Below are 14,317 nucleotides of genomic sequence, written 5' to 3' on the forward strand. Positions count from 1 at the left end.
CTGCCCTGCTGTGTGGAGTGTGTGAGATGGATAACTACAAAATCAAAGTGAATGATGAAGCGGAAAGCAAAGAAGCGCAGGAGTTGTTTTTTGAGCTTGGGTATAAATGGAATGGTTCTGGGAAAGGATATTTCCATGTTACTAGCGGGCAAATTCTTGCGTACTCAACTGGCGTTTTATTCCAAATGGGAAATGAATCAGGTCAAGAACTCACCCTCCCTCAGCTTCGAGACCTTGTTGTGCTTAAGCGGAATGATGTGAAGGATGCGAATTATCGTGATAAGCAACAAAAGTTGATTTATTTGACTAGTGAAAAGATTATTTATTACTGGGATGGCGAATGGAGTGAATCAGCTTTTAACAAGTCAAATGGCTATGCAAAGTTTTTAGCCAATGACCTTACACCAATTGAGAGATCTCAAAACAAAGACTTGATTAGTGGGGCTGAGGCAAAATTGGCTTGGGCTAAGGGTGAGACAGTAGAGTTTAAACACACCAATGGCGAATGGTATTCAATTATTGGCAAAACAACTCTTGATGTTTTTGATAGCTATAATGAGTACAGAATAAAACCCCGCACCATAAAGCTTGAGCTAGAGATTCCTGCGCCTTTTGATCCGAGGGAGGGCGAAGAAGCTTGGTGTTTAGATGGTAATACGCTTAATGGCTACAAGAAGATTATTTGTGACGACTTTATAGATCCGGACATTGGTTTTTGGCGCACCGAAGAAGAAATCAAGCAAGTTGTTGCAGCGCTGAGGGGGATTAAGGGATGAACGCTCAATCATATCTCTCGAACATAAAGTCAAAGCTTGATCGTGTTTATACAACTTCTGAGCTTAATCAAGCAGTAGAGACACTTTACCAATTCGATCATTTAGATCGTGAAAATTACGAAATTTGGATGGCTGAAATCAAAAAGATTGAAGCACAAAAAACAGCACAAGTTTTAGCAGCTTAGGAGAAGGTTATGAATGCGCCAGTAAACGGAACACTAATTACAACTCAGATTGCAAACGTTGCTGAAACTCTTGGGTTGGTAAATGTTAATCCACAAGAATTGAAGGAAACGCTGATCCAGACAGCTTTCCGTACTGAAACACCTGCAACTGATGCACAAATGGCTTCATTACTGATTGTTGCAGGTCAGTACAAGCTAAATCCTTGGACCAAAGAAATTTATGCTTTCCCTGATAAAAATAAAGGGATTATCCCTGTTGTTGGTGTAGATGGTTGGTCACGAATCATCAATGGAAACTCCAACTTTGATGGAATGGAGTTTAAGTTTTCAGAAAATATGGTTCGCATGGATGGTGCAAAAGTTGACGCACCTGAATGGGTTGAGTGCGTTATCTATCGCAAAGATCGTACTCACCCAACTGTAGTTCGTGAGTATCTATCAGAATGTTATCGCGCGCCATTCAAATCAAAAACAGGTTATGTGGTAGAAGGCCCATGGCAAAGTCACCCTTCACGCTTCTTGCGTCACAAAGCAACAATTCAATGCGCTCGTCTAGCTTTCGGTTTTGTCGGCATTCACGATCAAGACGAAGCAGAACGAATTGCTGAAAGTGGTCAGCCTGTTAAGGATGTAACACCTGATACTGCGGATAATCGCCCTACTCTTACAGAAGAGCAAATTGAGAAAGCAGTTCAAAAGATTCGCAATGGTAAAGGCGACATTGAGGCGCTTAAGCACCACTACAACTTGAGCGAAGAACAACTCAATTATGTTCAGGCTAAAACGGAGGTCTTAGAACATGATCCCGTTTAGAGCATCGGGTGTGGGTAAGCTTATGGCTTACCCTGACAAAGACACCATACCAGAAGGCGCTTTATCTCATATTTATGAGATGGCAAGCCAGATACTTTTAGACTGGCGACCTGAATTAGATACACCTGAAATTGAAAAAGGCAAAGTAGTTGAAGATCAAAGTATTGCTCTACTCAACCAAGTGACTGGCAACTTTTATGTGAAGAATAAGACGCGCCTTACAACCGATTTATTTACTGGTGAATGGGATATAGATGAGCAGGATGAAGACATCATTATTGATATCAAATCTGCCTATTCTAAAAAGACATTCCCAATCGAGATAAAGGCTGGTGATAAGAAGCTGTATGAGTGGCAGTTAGATACTTACATGTTGCTTCGCGATCTAAATAGATCCGCCATTGCATACACATTGGTTGATACACCTGATTACCTGATTAAGAAATACGAGAATATTGACTGGCATGTTGTGGGTCATATTCAACCAGAGCGCCGAGTAACCATGTTCTATAAAGAGCGTGATGCAACTCGGGAAAACCAAATAATTAGACGTGCTGAGATTTGCCAGGAACTACTTTGTGAAATCTTAGACAAGAAAGGCTATAAGTTTGAGGTGACCACATGACAGAACTCTCTTTAGGCTTATCAATCTTGTTGGATTTGGCGGTTGGGCTTTTATTAATTCTGATGTTGGGAGTTTGGTGATGATAAAAGAAAAATTAACATTGGAACAAAAGCAGGCTTTCTGGACTGAACAACAGCCGTTATTTGAACAACATTACTGGCTTACTTCACATTTTGAATATGTACGATTTGACATGGAGCAAGGTAATTATGTTGTCCGAGATGATATTGATCTAGCTTTCCAAGATGATGCTGATGAAGTTTACCACCGTGTCAATACGGGTTGGTCAATGTGGAAGCGTGCTGTCAATCACATGCAGAAAAAGCTTGAAGGCTGCGTGGTGGTGCCCAAAACCATCCCAAACAATGTTGTAGAGCGTCTTAGAAATAGTAGTTATCACTGGGGAGAACATACGAAAGATTACTTCACTCCAATTTATGAACTAATGGTTGAAGAAGCAGCAAGGGGCGGAAATGAGTAATTTTAAAAACTTAAAAATAGAAATATCTGATCAAGCTCCGATCTTAGCTGTTTGTGAGGCGCTTGAAAGAATTGGATATGTAAAATGTAAAAGCTTTGGATCTGGAACTATTACACATATTTTTGCTTTTGATGATGGAGAAATGATTGGTAGTTTTCAAGATCATAATATTCCAAATATGTGTGAAGTCACGCTGAATGACCTTTTGGGTGAAGAAGCAAAAGCGGATGCGGAGGGGTGAATGGGAGCACATAAATATATTATTACTGTAGAATCTGACATTCCCCCTCAGATTCTATTAGGTCAAAACCTTGGTGGCGCTATCGTCACCAAGCTTGAGCAGGAAAAACAAGAGTTAGTCAGTGCTTCAGAGTTGGCTAAAATCTATAATCTGAGCGTATCTACTATCAGAGATAAGTTGATTGCGATTAATCAAGGCACTGGTGGTAAGCACATGTACAATCCTGAATTAGCACGACAAATACTAACTCGAAATGAAAGCAATAAACGTGGCAGAAAGAGAGCTAATTAGCTCTCACTACTATTAAACATTTCAACAAGATCCTGGGCATTTGGGTTGTAGTAAGTGTTGATCAAAATCCCGATTGTCTTATGCCCTGTTATTTTTGCTAAAACCTCGACTGGTAGCTTTCTAACTCTTACCATTCTTGTGATTGCCTCATGTCGAGTGTCGTGGAAGTTGATATGACTCAATCCAGCTTCATCTCGAATTTTTATCCAAGTCCTTTTAAATGTTTTCACATTAACTGGGAGTAAAGGCCCATCTTCAGCACTAAGTAAGCTTAATAATCGTTTTGCTTCAGCAGATAAAGGCACATTTCTAGAATCGCCATTTTTTGTCATTGGTAGATGAACATACCCCTCTTTAATATCACATCTATTCATAGAAAGTATTTCACCCTGCCTCATTGCTGTCTCTAATGCAAAAAGCATTGCCCAACAAACATAATCCTTTACAAATTTTGGCGGCTTTGTCTTATCCCACTTCGCTTGCTTCAAGATTTTTTCTTGATCATCTTCATAGATTCTTTGACTTCTACTTTTCCCCTTCTCAGGCTTAATTACAGATTGCCAAACGTTAGACTCAATCAAAAATAGTTCTTTTTGTGCGTAAGTAAATATTGATGAAAAGATTGAGAACTCTAACAAGACGGTACCACTCTTAACTTCAGACATCCTTTTGTTGCGCCAGCCTACAATATCACTTGGTTTGAAATCATAGATAGTCTTTGTAGCCAGCTCGCCAACTATTCTTTCGAGATTATCTAATTTATTGCGAATAACATCCTTTGATTTTAATTTGCTACCCTTTTCAAGATAGTATTTTCCACATAGTTGTGAGAATGGGTAATAAGGCTTAATACCGCTTTCCTCTTGAGCTTTTCCTGTTTTTAGCTCAAGGAGCTTCATCGCAGCCCATTGCTCACATTCTTTTTCTGTATCTCTGGTGCATGAGTATCTTTTTTTATCGTACGTAACAGTTATACGGTAAGTCTCGCCGCGTTTAATTGGTTTTGGAAGTTTCATTTGTTGGTGCAGATTTGGTGTAGATTATTTTTTATTTTAGCAATTTTATGCGTAAAATGCCCGAAATAAGGTATTTATGGTGCAAATATGGGTGATTGAAATTGATAATAATTTAGCAATAAATTGTTATATGTTTTTGTTTTACAAGAAAATAATTGTTATTTTAAGCATCTAGAAATAATAGAATAAGAGTATTCACACCAATATGTACAACATCGTTGTTTAATACTCTTATTTTATTACGGACATAAACATTTAGATCGTTGGAATAAAACGATTCTTCTGCGTCGATAAACCATTAGCAATCACCGCTTGATCATAAATGCGAGCTTCAGCCAATGCAAATGGTTGGAAATTTTCGTGCGTCAATTGTTCAGCAATATGTGCTACAACATTCATATGACACACAACCGCAATGGACTCATATGGCAGTTTTGACAACCACTCAATTGCATCTTTGGCGTCATCATCTGGTTTAATTTTATCGCACATTAAAACAGGAATTCCCTGAAAATGTGTTTGTATATGTGCCAAAGTTTCTTGAGCACGCAATAAAGGGCTGACTACAAAAATTTCAGGACGAATAACATCTTTTAAAAAAAGCCCTGTTTGTTCAGCTTGCTGATGACCGCGTTGTGTCAAAGGGCGTTGCATATCATTCCCATTCACTGCTGGGGACGCCTCACCGTGGCGAACTAAAGTTAACTGCATAAAATTACCTTATTCTTTATATTGATATTTTAACCATGCAAGATGACAATTTAATAAATCCATCTCACCATATTAAATCCTAATCGTTGTCGTGACTAAGTCTCAGCGGTACCATGCAAATAGTTTTTAAACTTCATGGTGAGGTAAAACAAACTCAACATCACTACGATGACCATTTTTCATCAAAGAAAGCGCGATTGTCATTGGCGGTGCATTTTCAAAAATTACTTCATAGAGTGCATTCGTAATCGGCATATATACATCTAGCTCTTCTGCTTTTGTGCGCACCTGAACAATTGTATTAATGCCTTCAGCCGTCTGTCCTAATTCTTTGGTTGCTTGGTCTAAGGTTTTTCCAGATCCCAATGCATAACCTATTTGATAATTACGACTCAATGGGCTATTACAAGTCGCAAACAAATCCCCAACGCCAGACAGTCCTAAGAAAGTCAGTGGATTTGCACCTTGTTTTACTGCAAAACGGCTCATTTCTGCCAAAGCACGTGTTAAGATCATGCTCTTGGTATTTTCACCAATATTATAAGCCGCACCCATTCCCATCGCCACCGCATAAATATTTTTTAGTGCACCACCCAACTCGACGCCATGCACATCATCACTGCCAAAAACACGGAATAATGCACTATGCAAGGCATGTTGTACCGCATAACGCACCAGCTCGGATTCACTTGCAATCACAGTACCGGATGGCATACCTGCCACGATTTCTTTAGCTAAGTTTGGACCTGACAAAACACCATAAGGGACTTCTGGTAACTCTTCACGAATGATATCGCTCATAAAGCTAAAAGTTTTCGCTTCAATCCCTTTGGTTAAAGAAATAACTGCTTGAGCACTAATAAATGGTGCAATTTGCTTGAGTACATCTCGGTAAGAATGACTTGGAATCGCAACCAAAATAATATCCCGGTCACGTACAGCTAATTCTAAGTCAGAAACTGCATGTAAAGCAGACTCTAAAGTATAGTCTGGCAAATAACGCTTATTAATATGGGTTTGATTAATTTCTTCAGCAACTGCAGCGTCACGAATCCAAATCATAGTATCGCAGCCATTTCGTGCTGCAAGGTTCGCCATAGCGGTACCAAAACTGCCACCACCAAGCACTGTAACTCTCAATGCTGTTTTTTGATCAACTGCAACAGGTTCAACCAAATCAGTAAATTTTAACTCTGCCATTTTCTATCCTGAAACTCATTTTTTTAATCATTTAAGATATAACTAAGGGGTTTGCCATAAAGTCATAAAAGCTTGACTGTCTATTTCTGCACGAGGAGGAATGGCTTTGGCAGCTGTTCCAACATACATAATACCAGAGATCAGATCTTGTTCTTTTAAACCCAATTGCTGTTTAAGCCAATTTGATTCTACAACCGCTCCAGAACGCCACATTGTTGCAAAGCCTTGAGCTTGAAGAGACAATAGAAAATTCTGTACCGCAGCACCCGTACTTAAAATTTGTTCAAAGTGCGGAACTTTAGGATGATCTTGCAGTGTTGTCAGTGCTAAAACCAACATAGGTGCACGAAAGGGATGATGTTTGACACGCTCCAACTGTGCAGGCTCAGTTTCGCCTAACTCCGCTAAAGCATTTGCTAAAAACTCACCAAAAGCAGCTCGTTGATCAGCACCTATAACCACAAAACGTGTGGGTTTTAAACGATGATGATCAGGCGCAGTTAAAGCGGCCTGAATTGCTTTTTCGATTTGTTGATGATCTGGTGCGGGTTCAATTAACTGCCCAATAGATTGACGTTGATGAATATTTTGATGAATTGTCTCTATTTTGGAGTCCGCCATTAATATAAATCTAACTAGCACAAGGATTTCGCTAGATTAGCATAATCTGATTCTTTTTCACTATGGGTAATTGGAGCTTGATGTATATTCATCGTTTCCAACTTCCTTTAGGCCCAGTTTTCTTACTAAGTTTCATAACAAACTGTACATAAGCTGTAAAAGAAATTGAAAATTGTATGGTCAAATAACCAAATGGCGTTTTAACTAGAGAAAAAGCAATGAAAAAAACTTTAATTTTTAGCTTACTGGGTACTGTTGCACTTGGACTTACAGCGTGTGCTTCTTCCCCTACTCACACCTTAGCAATTCAAAAAGAAAACAATCATTACGAAGTGACCGGTATCGGGAAAACGAACCTGATTGCTAAAAATAATGCTGTCAGTGCGGCACAAAAAACATGTAACCGTAATACCTCTCCTGTCATAGTCGACGAAAAAGTGGCTTATCAAGGTGTTCTGAAAGGCGTTGTAGATGAAGAAACAGGAAAGTTAGTTGAGGCCGCTGCTGGTGTGATCGGCACAATTACGGGGAGAAACGCATCTTTAGCTAAAGATGATGATTATCAAACCACACTTACTTTCTACTGCAAAGCCAATTGATAAATACAAAAAAGCCGATGTATTGGACATCGGCTTTTTAATTACTTAAAGTTTATTGAGCTGCACTTGCTGCTACTTCAACGTCACTTTCTTCAACATCTGTATTCTTTTCATCTAAAATCGGCTTGTCAATTGCATCAATAGCAGCCTGTTGTTCTGGCGTTGTTTGAACTGACTCAACCTCTGCTTGTTCAGCAGTTTTTGCTTCTTCTTTTTTTGCACACGCTGTTAACATAACAATTGGCGCTACCATTAAAGCAATCAGTGTTAATTTCAAATTCATTACAGCTTCCCATTATAACTGGTTAGTTTGATGACAATCATATTGCAACAATATGACATTTTTATGACTTAAACAAAATTTAATCAAAAAAAGAGCCGATTTTCATCAGCTCATTTTATAAATATATAATTAAATCAATTACTAATATTGATTTTCATATTTAGCTTATGCACGCTCAAGTAAAACAGCAACAGCTGGTAGAGTTTTGCCTTCTACAAACTCTAAGAACGCACCACCACCTGTTGAGATGTAACCGATTTGATCAGCAACTTGATATTTATCAATAGCCGCTAATGTATCACCACCACCTGCAATAGAAAAACCTGCTGATTCAGCAATTGCCAATGAAAGTGTCTTAGTGCCTTCGCCGAATTGATCTACCTCAAATACACCGACAGGACCATTCCAAAGAATGGTTTTAGAAGTTTTTAAGATTTCAGCAAATGATTTTGCTGTTTCTGGACCAACATCCAAAATCATGTCGGTATCTGCGACGTCTTCAACTTTTTTCACAACTGCTTGTGCATTTGCTAGAGAACCTAAGAAATCTTCAAAGTTGATTTGGCTTGCATCAGCCACTACGACATCAGTTGGTAAAGGTACGCTTACTTTGGCAGCAATCTGTTTTGCAGTCTCAACCAAATCCGCTTCATAAAGTGACTTACCGACATTGAAACCCGCGGCTGCCAAGAAAGTATTTGCAATACCACCACCCACGATCAATTGATCACAGATTGTAGAAAGTGAATTGAGTACATCTAGCTTAGTGGAAACTTTTGAACCTGCAACAATCGCAACCATTGGTTTTTCAGGTGTTTGCATTGCACGGCCCAGTGCGTCTAACTCAGCAGCCAATAATGGACCCGCTGCTGCAACTTGAGCAAAGCGTGCTGCACCTTCAGTTGACGCTTCTGCTCGGTGTGCTGTACCGAAAGCATCCATCACGAATACATCACAAAGTGCCGCATATTTTTTAGCAAGCTCTTCGTTATTTTTCTTTTCGCCATGGTTGAAACGAACGTTTTCAAGTAAAACCACTTGACCCGCTTCAACTTCAACACCCTCTAGGTAATCTGTAAATAGCTTTACTTCTTGACCTAAAGCTTTGGTTAAATACGCCGCTACAGGCGCAAGTGATTGTTCTGGTTTTGGCTCACCCTCTACAGGACGACCAAGATGAGAAAACACCATCACTGCCGCGCCTTTGTCTAAAGCCGCTTTGATGGTAGGCAATGCAGCACGTAAACGTGCATCACTTGTAATTTCCCCATTTTTTACAGGAACGTTTAAGTCTTCACGAATAAGAACACGTTTACCTGCTAAATCAAGGTCAGTCATGCGCTGAAAATTCATGGATGGCTCTCTAGTTGATTTAAAAAACGGCACAATTTTAAATGATTATCAAAAATAAAGGTGAGTTTTTTTACAGAAAAGCTGCCGAAAGCGTCACTTTTGATTATGATAATAAGTACCACTGAATTTTTATAGAATTATGTCTATTCATCCAGATCCAAAAATCAATCGTTTAAACGTTCTCGGCGAGCCATTAGCAAGTTGTTGCTTTGACCCAATTACTGGTTATTTTCGCAATGGTTTTTGTCATACAGCGGCTAGTGATTTAGGTCAACACACCATGTGTGTGCAAATGACCTCAGAGTTCTTAAATTTTTCTCAGAAAATGGGCAATGATTTGATTACACCATTGCCTGAAATCGACTTCCCAGGTTTAAAACCAGGTGACTTTTGGTGTATCTGTGTGACACGCTGGGTTGAAGCTTATCAAGCAGGACATGCGCCTCCTGTAAAATTAAATGCTTGTCACAATGCTGTTTTGCACTATGTTTCTCTCAATGTGCTTGCGGAATATGCTGTCTAATGAGTAGCTTGGAACTCATCTTGGCATCAAGCAGCCAAACCCGCAAAGAACTCATGGATCGCTTAGGCTTAGCGTATCGCTGTATTGCTCCCGATATTGATGAATCTGAAAATGGTGAGTTGCACGCAGATGATTTGGCCAAACGGCTTGCCTTTGAAAAAGCACGTGTGATCGCAGAACAATATCCAAATGCAATTGTGATCGGTTCAGATCAAGTCGCATGGCGTGAACATGCGCCTTATGACTTTATTGGGAAACCAATTACCGTCGAAAATGCGATCCAACAGTTACAAGCCAATTCGGGTAACACTGTTTTTTTCAGCACTGGACTCAGTGTTCAACATATCCAATCTGGTTTTGAATGCACTTTAGTTAAACATTATCAAGTCAAGTTTCGCCGTCTAACACTCAGTGAAATTGAACGCTATATTGAAATTGATCAGCCCTTACATTGTGCTGGTAGTTTCAAATGTGAACGTTTAGGTATTAGTTTATTTGAGCAGATGATTGGAGATGATCAAACTACGTTAATGGGTCTACCTATGATCGAACTATGTAAAATTTTACGTCAATTCGGTATACACGCCCCTTAAAGTACAGACAAGCGTTGCATTATCCAGTTCTGAAACGCAATCACACAGGGATGATTAAGATTTCGCTTGGGGATAACACTGTAATAACAAAGATTATCCATACCCTCAATTTGAAAAGATGGGCTCTCTACTAACCAACCTTGGGTAACAGTTTGCTGGACTAAAATCTTACTCACATAAGCAACTCCTTGCCCTGCAAGTGCAGCTTGAATAACTTGGTTTTCATCATCAAAATACTCAAGTGTAGGATGAACTTGATCAAATCGCTGTAATAAAAAATCAGGCTGGTGATATCTTAACAATTCCTTATTTTTCCATTGAGTCACCAGCAATTTCACATCAGAATTTGCTGCCTCTCTATCACGCCAATATTGTTGTGTCGCAAACAAACCAAATTGATCATTTGTAATTTTTCTCACCTGAGCATTATTTATATCTGCGAAACCATATCGAATCACCATATCAACGCCTAGCTCTTGATCAATATCAATCAAGTCATCATCTGCTTTAATCTGCATCTCTATATCAGGGTACTCTACTTTGAAAGCATGTAATTGTGGTACTAACCACATTGCCGCAAAAGCATTCGTGGTGCTGATCGTAATTTTGTTGGAATGGGTTGTTAGCTCGAGTAGAGTTTGTTTCAATTCTGAAATTAATCGGGTACTCACTTCAGCGAGTTTTTGACCTTCCTCCGTCAAGGTCACGATTCTAAATCCTCGAATAAATAGCTTGATTCCTAACTCTTTTTCCAACTCACTGATCTGATGTGAAATCGCGGTAGGTGAAACATTTAATTCATACGCTGCAGCCTTGAAACTACCCAATCGTGCAGTTGCCTCAAATACTTTTATATTATTTAGTGATGGTAATCGCTTCAACATCCTATACTTCTTTAGAGATGAGAAAATCTCATCTTATACAAAAATAATGTCATTTGTCAGCAGATTCCAAAATCTCCTATCTTGAAGATCCAGCAATCGAATCGAGTAAAACTACAATGACTAACTTATTGCATATTGATGCCAGTGTCCGCTCTTTTCATGGAGAAGGTGAGAAACATAGTTCAATTTCTAAAATGTTAGGACAACACTTTATAACCCATTGGAAAAAACAACACCCTCATGATCCAGTTATGCATCGGGATCTTGGAGAGCACACCCCAAACTTTGTTTCCCAAAAATGGCTTGAAGCAGTATTTACACCTGAAGCAAAACGAACTGAAGCCCATAAAATGATACTTGTTGAGTCGGATCAATATATTCATGAAGTCGCAACTGCAGATATCATTCTAATCACATCCCCGATGTATAATTATGGTATGCCTGCCTCCCTGAAAGCATGGTTCGATCAAATTATAAGAATCAATAAAACCTTTACTTTCGACTTAACCAGAGGTGATTTTCCATTGGCACCCATATTTTCAAATAAAACCTTAATTTTACTCAACTCATGTGGAGAATTTGGTTTTGGCGAAGGTGAAATTAGGGAGCACATGAATCACCTTGGTCCACACATCAAGGTACTCAGTCGCTACTTAGGCGTAAATCAGTTTTTTGAAATTCGATCTGAATATCAAGAGTTCGGTGATCAAAGACATCATGACTCCATTGACGCTGCAAAGCATAAAATCGGACAACTCGTTTTAGAGTTATCTCAAAATCAATCCGAAACAATGCTAACCGCCTAAGACCTGTTGTCATTTTAGCCATGCATTCCATTGTCAACTAAAACGAAATAAAAAAGGTATGAAATGCTGACAATCTCCCCCTTACTCAAATATCAATTTGAATGAGGGGGAATAAACTTATTCTTCAACAGTTATCACTCGCTTCGGCAATGCGAACCAAATAAATACAGTCAATACTAAAAAAAAGGTAGCGGCTACTTGTAATACGGCACGATGTGACTGACTAAAAGCTTGTTGAGCTGCAGTTATCACTTGATCAGCAACGATTGGCGATACCTGTTTAGCTGCCTGGACTGCTTCACCAATCGAAGCACTGACTTGCGCAATCAAAGATTGAGGAACTTCCGTTGGTATTATGATTGCTTGTGCATAGAACCATGACAATAACAATCCAAAAAAGGCAATACCGAAGCCAGCACCAAGTTCATAAGCCATTCCTTCAATCGCCCCAGCAGCACTGGCCTTGGTTTGAGGCACTGATGACATGATTGCAGAGGTGGACGCAAGCAAAGCAATCTCAACACTCAATCCCAACGTTCCCATCCATGCCCAAGCTTGTAATTTTGCTTGCATAAAGTTCGTATTTGCCAATCCCCACAAGCTTATGGCACTCATCAACATACCGAGACTTGCAATCGAGCGTAAACCAAAACGATTGACCAATATACTGGCAATAGGTCCACCTAAACTAAATGCCAGCATAAAGGGTAAAATAAACATCCCAGCAGCCAACGGTGATAACTCATAAACGAACTGTAATTCCTGTGAAATGAGTAATTCAAAACCGACCAACGCCATCATAGAAACAACTGCCATCACCATACCCGTGGCAATCACAGGATGTTTAAATAATTGCATATCAATCATTGGTGATGCAGCTGTTAATTGTTTACGAATAAAACCCACCAATAAGCCAAGTCCTACAACAAACATTACGACTACGCTCATGGTAAAAGCATGCATTGCCGTTTTTACTGCATAAATGATGCATAAAATAGCGACTACCAACACGAATGCTTGAATTAAGTTTAAGTTTTGTTTTGGTTGCCCTTCCTGCTTTGGAATCACCCAATAAGCCATGATCAGTACCAATACAACGATTGGAATATTGATGAGAAACACTGCACCCCAATGAAAATGCTCTAGTAAGAACCCACCAAATAAGGGTCCAAAGGCTGCTCCACCACCACCGACAGTCGTCCATATACCCAAAGCAATATTGCGCTGTTTTTCATCCAGGAAAGTATTACGGACCGCGGAGAGTGTTGCAGGTAAAATCATGGCCGCCCCCACTGCTAACAATGCCCTCGATACAATCAGCATCCATGCAGTAGCGGAAAATGCAGCCATTAAAGAAGCTAAGCCAAACAGTGCTGCACCGATCATCATCAAGCGTTTAAAGCCAATACGATCTCCCAATGCACCCATCGGTAAAATGAGCCCAGCCATGACTAGAGAATAAATATCAATAATCCATAACAATTCATTATTTGATAGTGATAACGAATCAATAAGCGTTGGTGCTGCAACATGTAAGACTGTTGCATCAATAACAACAGGGAGATAGATCAATGCGATGATTGCAAGAATTAACCACTTGCGTGACATAAATGCCTCTAAACTTGGACAGATGTTCAACTCAGGTTATTATAATCAAAATTGAACGCTTGTCCAATTTTAAAATTTAAGTTAGTTTGTTGCAGCTTCCGCAACAATTTCATCGGATTTTTGGAAATGGCTTATTTAAATCGAGAACAACGTCGTGAAATGATTCTTCAAGCTGCAATGCAAGTTGCTTTGAACGAAGGTTTTTCTGCGATGACTGTTCGCCGTATTGCAACAGAAGCGCAAACCTCAACAGGACAAGTGCATCACCACTTTGCCTCTAGTTCTCATTTAAAAGCCGAAGCATTTATTAAGCTGATGCAACAATTAGATGAAATCGAAAATCAAGTGGATACCAGCAGCTACTTGCAACGTTTATCTTTGTTTTTAGGTTGCGAAAATATTGAGCAGATTCAGCCCTATCTACGTCTATGGAATGAGGCTGAAGTTCTCATTGATCAAGACCAAGAAATTAAGAATGCTTATAATATTGCGATGCAAGATTGGCATCATTCTATAGTTGCTATGATTGATGAAGGGAAAACGCAGGGTGAGTTTAAATTCGATTCAGAAAGTCGAGATATTGCATGGCGATTGATCGCATTTGTCTGTGGTCTGGAAGGTATTTATAAACTCGGCCTCAATGGTTTAAATGAAGCCGATTTTAAACGTCACGTGGAAGCCATTATTCAAGCAGAGTTATATACTTAA

Annotated in this window: 20 protein-coding genes; 12 read left to right on the forward strand and 8 right to left on the reverse strand. The window is 39.4% G+C overall.

The genetic code is table 11. The features are described from left to right. Nucleotides 1-26: 26 nt before the first annotated feature. From DK207_RS02595 to DK207_RS02625, 7 genes are all read left to right on the forward strand, one after another. Nucleotides 27-776 (forward strand): hypothetical protein, encoded by a 750-nt coding sequence (locus tag DK207_RS02595; RefSeq protein WP_109439852.1) that lies wholly within the window; start codon nt 27-29, stop codon nt 774-776. Beyond that, the gene (locus tag DK207_RS02600; RefSeq protein WP_109439853.1) at nt 773-961 is read left to right on the forward strand and encodes a hypothetical protein; all 189 of its coding nucleotides are present in this window, start codon (nt 773-775) and stop codon (nt 959-961) included. Before DK207_RS02595 ends, DK207_RS02600 begins: the two co-directional genes overlap by 4 nt. Before the next feature lie 9 nt (nt 962-970). Further along, on the forward strand, nt 971-1,774 hold the full coding sequence (gene bet / locus DK207_RS02605) for a phage recombination protein Bet (RefSeq protein WP_109439854.1): 804 nt from the start codon (nt 971-973) through the stop codon (nt 1,772-1,774). Next, nucleotides 1,761-2,399, forward strand: coding sequence for a hypothetical protein (locus DK207_RS02610; RefSeq protein ID WP_109439855.1), 639 nt, complete (start codon nt 1,761-1,763; stop codon nt 2,397-2,399). The genes bet and DK207_RS02610 overlap by 14 nt, the downstream gene beginning before the upstream one ends. A gap of 79 nt (nt 2,400-2,478) precedes the next feature. After that, a complete protein-coding gene (locus tag DK207_RS02615; RefSeq protein WP_109439856.1) occupies nt 2,479-2,880 on the forward strand; it encodes a hypothetical protein in 402 nt (133 codons plus the stop codon). Continuing rightward, nucleotides 2,873-3,121, forward strand: coding sequence for a hypothetical protein (locus tag DK207_RS02620; RefSeq protein WP_109439857.1), 249 nt, complete (start codon nt 2,873-2,875; stop codon nt 3,119-3,121). The genes DK207_RS02615 and DK207_RS02620 overlap by 8 nt, the downstream gene beginning before the upstream one ends. Beyond that, a complete protein-coding gene (locus DK207_RS02625; RefSeq protein ID WP_109439858.1) occupies nt 3,122-3,412 on the forward strand; it encodes a DNA-binding protein in 291 nt (96 codons plus the stop codon). Here DK207_RS02625 and DK207_RS02630 read toward each other — a convergent pair. The 4 genes from DK207_RS02630 to DK207_RS02645 form a co-directional block, all read right to left on the reverse strand. Beyond that, nucleotides 3,409-4,428: a tyrosine-type recombinase/integrase gene (locus DK207_RS02630; protein ID WP_109439859.1), complete on the reverse strand. Its 1,020-nt coding sequence runs from the start codon at nt 4,426-4,428 to the stop codon at nt 3,409-3,411. The genes DK207_RS02625 and DK207_RS02630 overlap by 4 nt on opposite strands. Before the next feature lie 255 nt (nt 4,429-4,683). Continuing rightward, complete coding sequence (locus tag DK207_RS02635; protein ID WP_109439860.1) at nt 4,684-5,139, reverse strand: SixA phosphatase family protein; 456 nt, start codon at nt 5,137-5,139, stop codon at nt 4,684-4,686. Nucleotides 5,140-5,265: 126 nt separating this feature from the next. Further along, nucleotides 5,266-6,339, reverse strand: coding sequence for an NAD(P)H-dependent glycerol-3-phosphate dehydrogenase (locus DK207_RS02640; protein WP_109439861.1), 1,074 nt, complete (start codon nt 6,337-6,339; stop codon nt 5,266-5,268). Nucleotides 6,340-6,381: 42 nt separating this feature from the next. Continuing rightward, a complete protein-coding gene (locus tag DK207_RS02645; RefSeq protein ID WP_109439862.1) occupies nt 6,382-6,960 on the reverse strand; it encodes a nitroreductase in 579 nt (192 codons plus the stop codon). Between the two features lie 218 nt (nt 6,961-7,178). On the opposite strand from DK207_RS02645, the gene DK207_RS02650 reads away from it, so the two are divergent. Continuing rightward, nucleotides 7,179-7,559 carry a hypothetical protein gene (locus DK207_RS02650; RefSeq protein WP_109439863.1) on the forward strand — a complete coding sequence of 127 codons (381 nt, stop codon included), beginning with the start codon at nt 7,179-7,181 and terminating at the stop codon, nt 7,557-7,559. Nucleotides 7,560-7,611: 52 nt separating this feature from the next. On the opposite strand, the gene DK207_RS02655 is transcribed toward DK207_RS02650, so the two are convergent. Continuing rightward, nucleotides 7,612-7,842 (reverse strand): hypothetical protein, encoded by a 231-nt coding sequence (locus DK207_RS02655; RefSeq protein ID WP_109439864.1) that lies wholly within the window; start codon nt 7,840-7,842, stop codon nt 7,612-7,614. Nucleotides 7,843-8,007: 165 nt separating this feature from the next. Further along, nucleotides 8,008-9,195 (reverse strand): phosphoglycerate kinase, encoded by a 1,188-nt coding sequence (locus tag DK207_RS02660; RefSeq protein WP_109439865.1) that lies wholly within the window; start codon nt 9,193-9,195, stop codon nt 8,008-8,010. 139 nt (nt 9,196-9,334) lie between these two features. Here DK207_RS02660 and DK207_RS02665 point away from each other — a divergent pair, with 139 nt between their 5' ends. Both DK207_RS02665 and DK207_RS02670 read left to right on the forward strand, forming a co-directional pair. After that, nucleotides 9,335-9,718: a DUF2237 family protein gene (locus tag DK207_RS02665; protein ID WP_109439866.1), complete on the forward strand. Its 384-nt coding sequence runs from the start codon at nt 9,335-9,337 to the stop codon at nt 9,716-9,718. Continuing rightward, nucleotides 9,718-10,311: a Maf family protein gene (locus DK207_RS02670; protein WP_109439867.1), complete on the forward strand. Its 594-nt coding sequence runs from the start codon at nt 9,718-9,720 to the stop codon at nt 10,309-10,311. The genes DK207_RS02665 and DK207_RS02670 overlap by 1 nt, the downstream gene beginning before the upstream one ends. On the opposite strand, the gene DK207_RS02675 is transcribed toward DK207_RS02670, so the two are convergent. After that, a complete protein-coding gene (locus DK207_RS02675) occupies nt 10,308-11,195 on the reverse strand; it encodes a LysR family transcriptional regulator (protein ID WP_109439868.1) in 888 nt (295 codons plus the stop codon). The genes DK207_RS02670 and DK207_RS02675 overlap by 4 nt on opposite strands. 116 nt (nt 11,196-11,311) lie before the next feature. Here DK207_RS02675 and DK207_RS02680 point away from each other — a divergent pair, with 116 nt between their 5' ends. Next, on the forward strand, nt 11,312-12,001 hold the full coding sequence (locus DK207_RS02680) for an FMN-dependent NADH-azoreductase (RefSeq protein WP_109439990.1): 690 nt from the start codon (nt 11,312-11,314) through the stop codon (nt 11,999-12,001). Nucleotides 12,002-12,118: 117 nt separating this feature from the next. On the opposite strand, the gene DK207_RS02685 is transcribed toward DK207_RS02680, so the two are convergent. Further along, the gene (locus DK207_RS02685) at nt 12,119-13,609 is read right to left on the reverse strand and encodes a SmvA family efflux MFS transporter (protein WP_109439869.1); all 1,491 of its coding nucleotides are present in this window, start codon (nt 13,607-13,609) and stop codon (nt 12,119-12,121) included. Nucleotides 13,610-13,735: 126 nt separating this feature from the next. Between DK207_RS02685 and DK207_RS02690 the strand changes: the two genes are divergently transcribed. Beyond that, entirely contained in the window at nt 13,736-14,317 is a 582-nt protein-coding gene (locus DK207_RS02690; protein ID WP_109439870.1) for a TetR family transcriptional regulator, read from the forward strand.

Origin of the sequence: Acinetobacter haemolyticus (assembly GCF_900406815.1) — a bacterium.
In the GTDB taxonomy this organism is placed as follows: Bacteria; Pseudomonadota; Gammaproteobacteria; order Pseudomonadales; family Moraxellaceae; genus Acinetobacter; species Acinetobacter haemolyticus_A.

Coding starts and splice junctions, on each gene's coding strand:
- DK207_RS02670 (WP_109439867.1), top strand. CDS start 9,718: ATGAGTAGCTTGGAACTCATCTTGGCATCAAGCAGCCAAACCCGCAAA.
- DK207_RS02660 (WP_109439865.1), bottom strand. CDS start 9,195: ATGAATTTTCAGCGCATGACTGACCTTGATTTAGCAGGTAAACGTGTT.
- DK207_RS02680 (WP_109439990.1), top strand. CDS start 11,312: ATGACTAACTTATTGCATATTGATGCCAGTGTCCGCTCTTTTCATGGA.
- DK207_RS02685 (WP_109439869.1), bottom strand. CDS start 13,609: ATGTCACGCAAGTGGTTAATTCTTGCAATCATCGCATTGATCTATCTC.
- DK207_RS02625 (WP_109439858.1), top strand. CDS start 3,122: ATGGGAGCACATAAATATATTATTACTGTAGAATCTGACATTCCCCCT.
- DK207_RS02640 (WP_109439861.1), bottom strand. CDS start 6,339: ATGGCAGAGTTAAAATTTACTGATTTGGTTGAACCTGTTGCAGTTGAT.
- DK207_RS02595 (WP_109439852.1), top strand. CDS start 27: ATGGATAACTACAAAATCAAAGTGAATGATGAAGCGGAAAGCAAAGAA.
- DK207_RS02675 (WP_109439868.1), bottom strand. CDS start 11,195: ATGTTGAAGCGATTACCATCACTAAATAATATAAAAGTATTTGAGGCA.
- DK207_RS02650 (WP_109439863.1), top strand. CDS start 7,179: ATGAAAAAAACTTTAATTTTTAGCTTACTGGGTACTGTTGCACTTGGA.
- bet (WP_109439854.1), top strand. CDS start 971: ATGAATGCGCCAGTAAACGGAACACTAATTACAACTCAGATTGCAAAC.
- DK207_RS02655 (WP_109439864.1), bottom strand. CDS start 7,842: ATGAATTTGAAATTAACACTGATTGCTTTAATGGTAGCGCCAATTGTT.
- DK207_RS02645 (WP_109439862.1), bottom strand. CDS start 6,960: ATGGCGGACTCCAAAATAGAGACAATTCATCAAAATATTCATCAACGT.
- DK207_RS02615 (WP_109439856.1), top strand. CDS start 2,479: ATGATAAAAGAAAAATTAACATTGGAACAAAAGCAGGCTTTCTGGACT.
- DK207_RS02620 (WP_109439857.1), top strand. CDS start 2,873: ATGAGTAATTTTAAAAACTTAAAAATAGAAATATCTGATCAAGCTCCG.
- DK207_RS02690 (WP_109439870.1), top strand. CDS start 13,736: ATGGCTTATTTAAATCGAGAACAACGTCGTGAAATGATTCTTCAAGCT.
- DK207_RS02635 (WP_109439860.1), bottom strand. CDS start 5,139: ATGCAGTTAACTTTAGTTCGCCACGGTGAGGCGTCCCCAGCAGTGAAT.
- DK207_RS02630 (WP_109439859.1), bottom strand. CDS start 4,428: ATGAAACTTCCAAAACCAATTAAACGCGGCGAGACTTACCGTATAACT.
- DK207_RS02610 (WP_109439855.1), top strand. CDS start 1,761: ATGATCCCGTTTAGAGCATCGGGTGTGGGTAAGCTTATGGCTTACCCT.
- DK207_RS02600 (WP_109439853.1), top strand. CDS start 773: ATGAACGCTCAATCATATCTCTCGAACATAAAGTCAAAGCTTGATCGT.
- DK207_RS02665 (WP_109439866.1), top strand. CDS start 9,335: ATGTCTATTCATCCAGATCCAAAAATCAATCGTTTAAACGTTCTCGGC.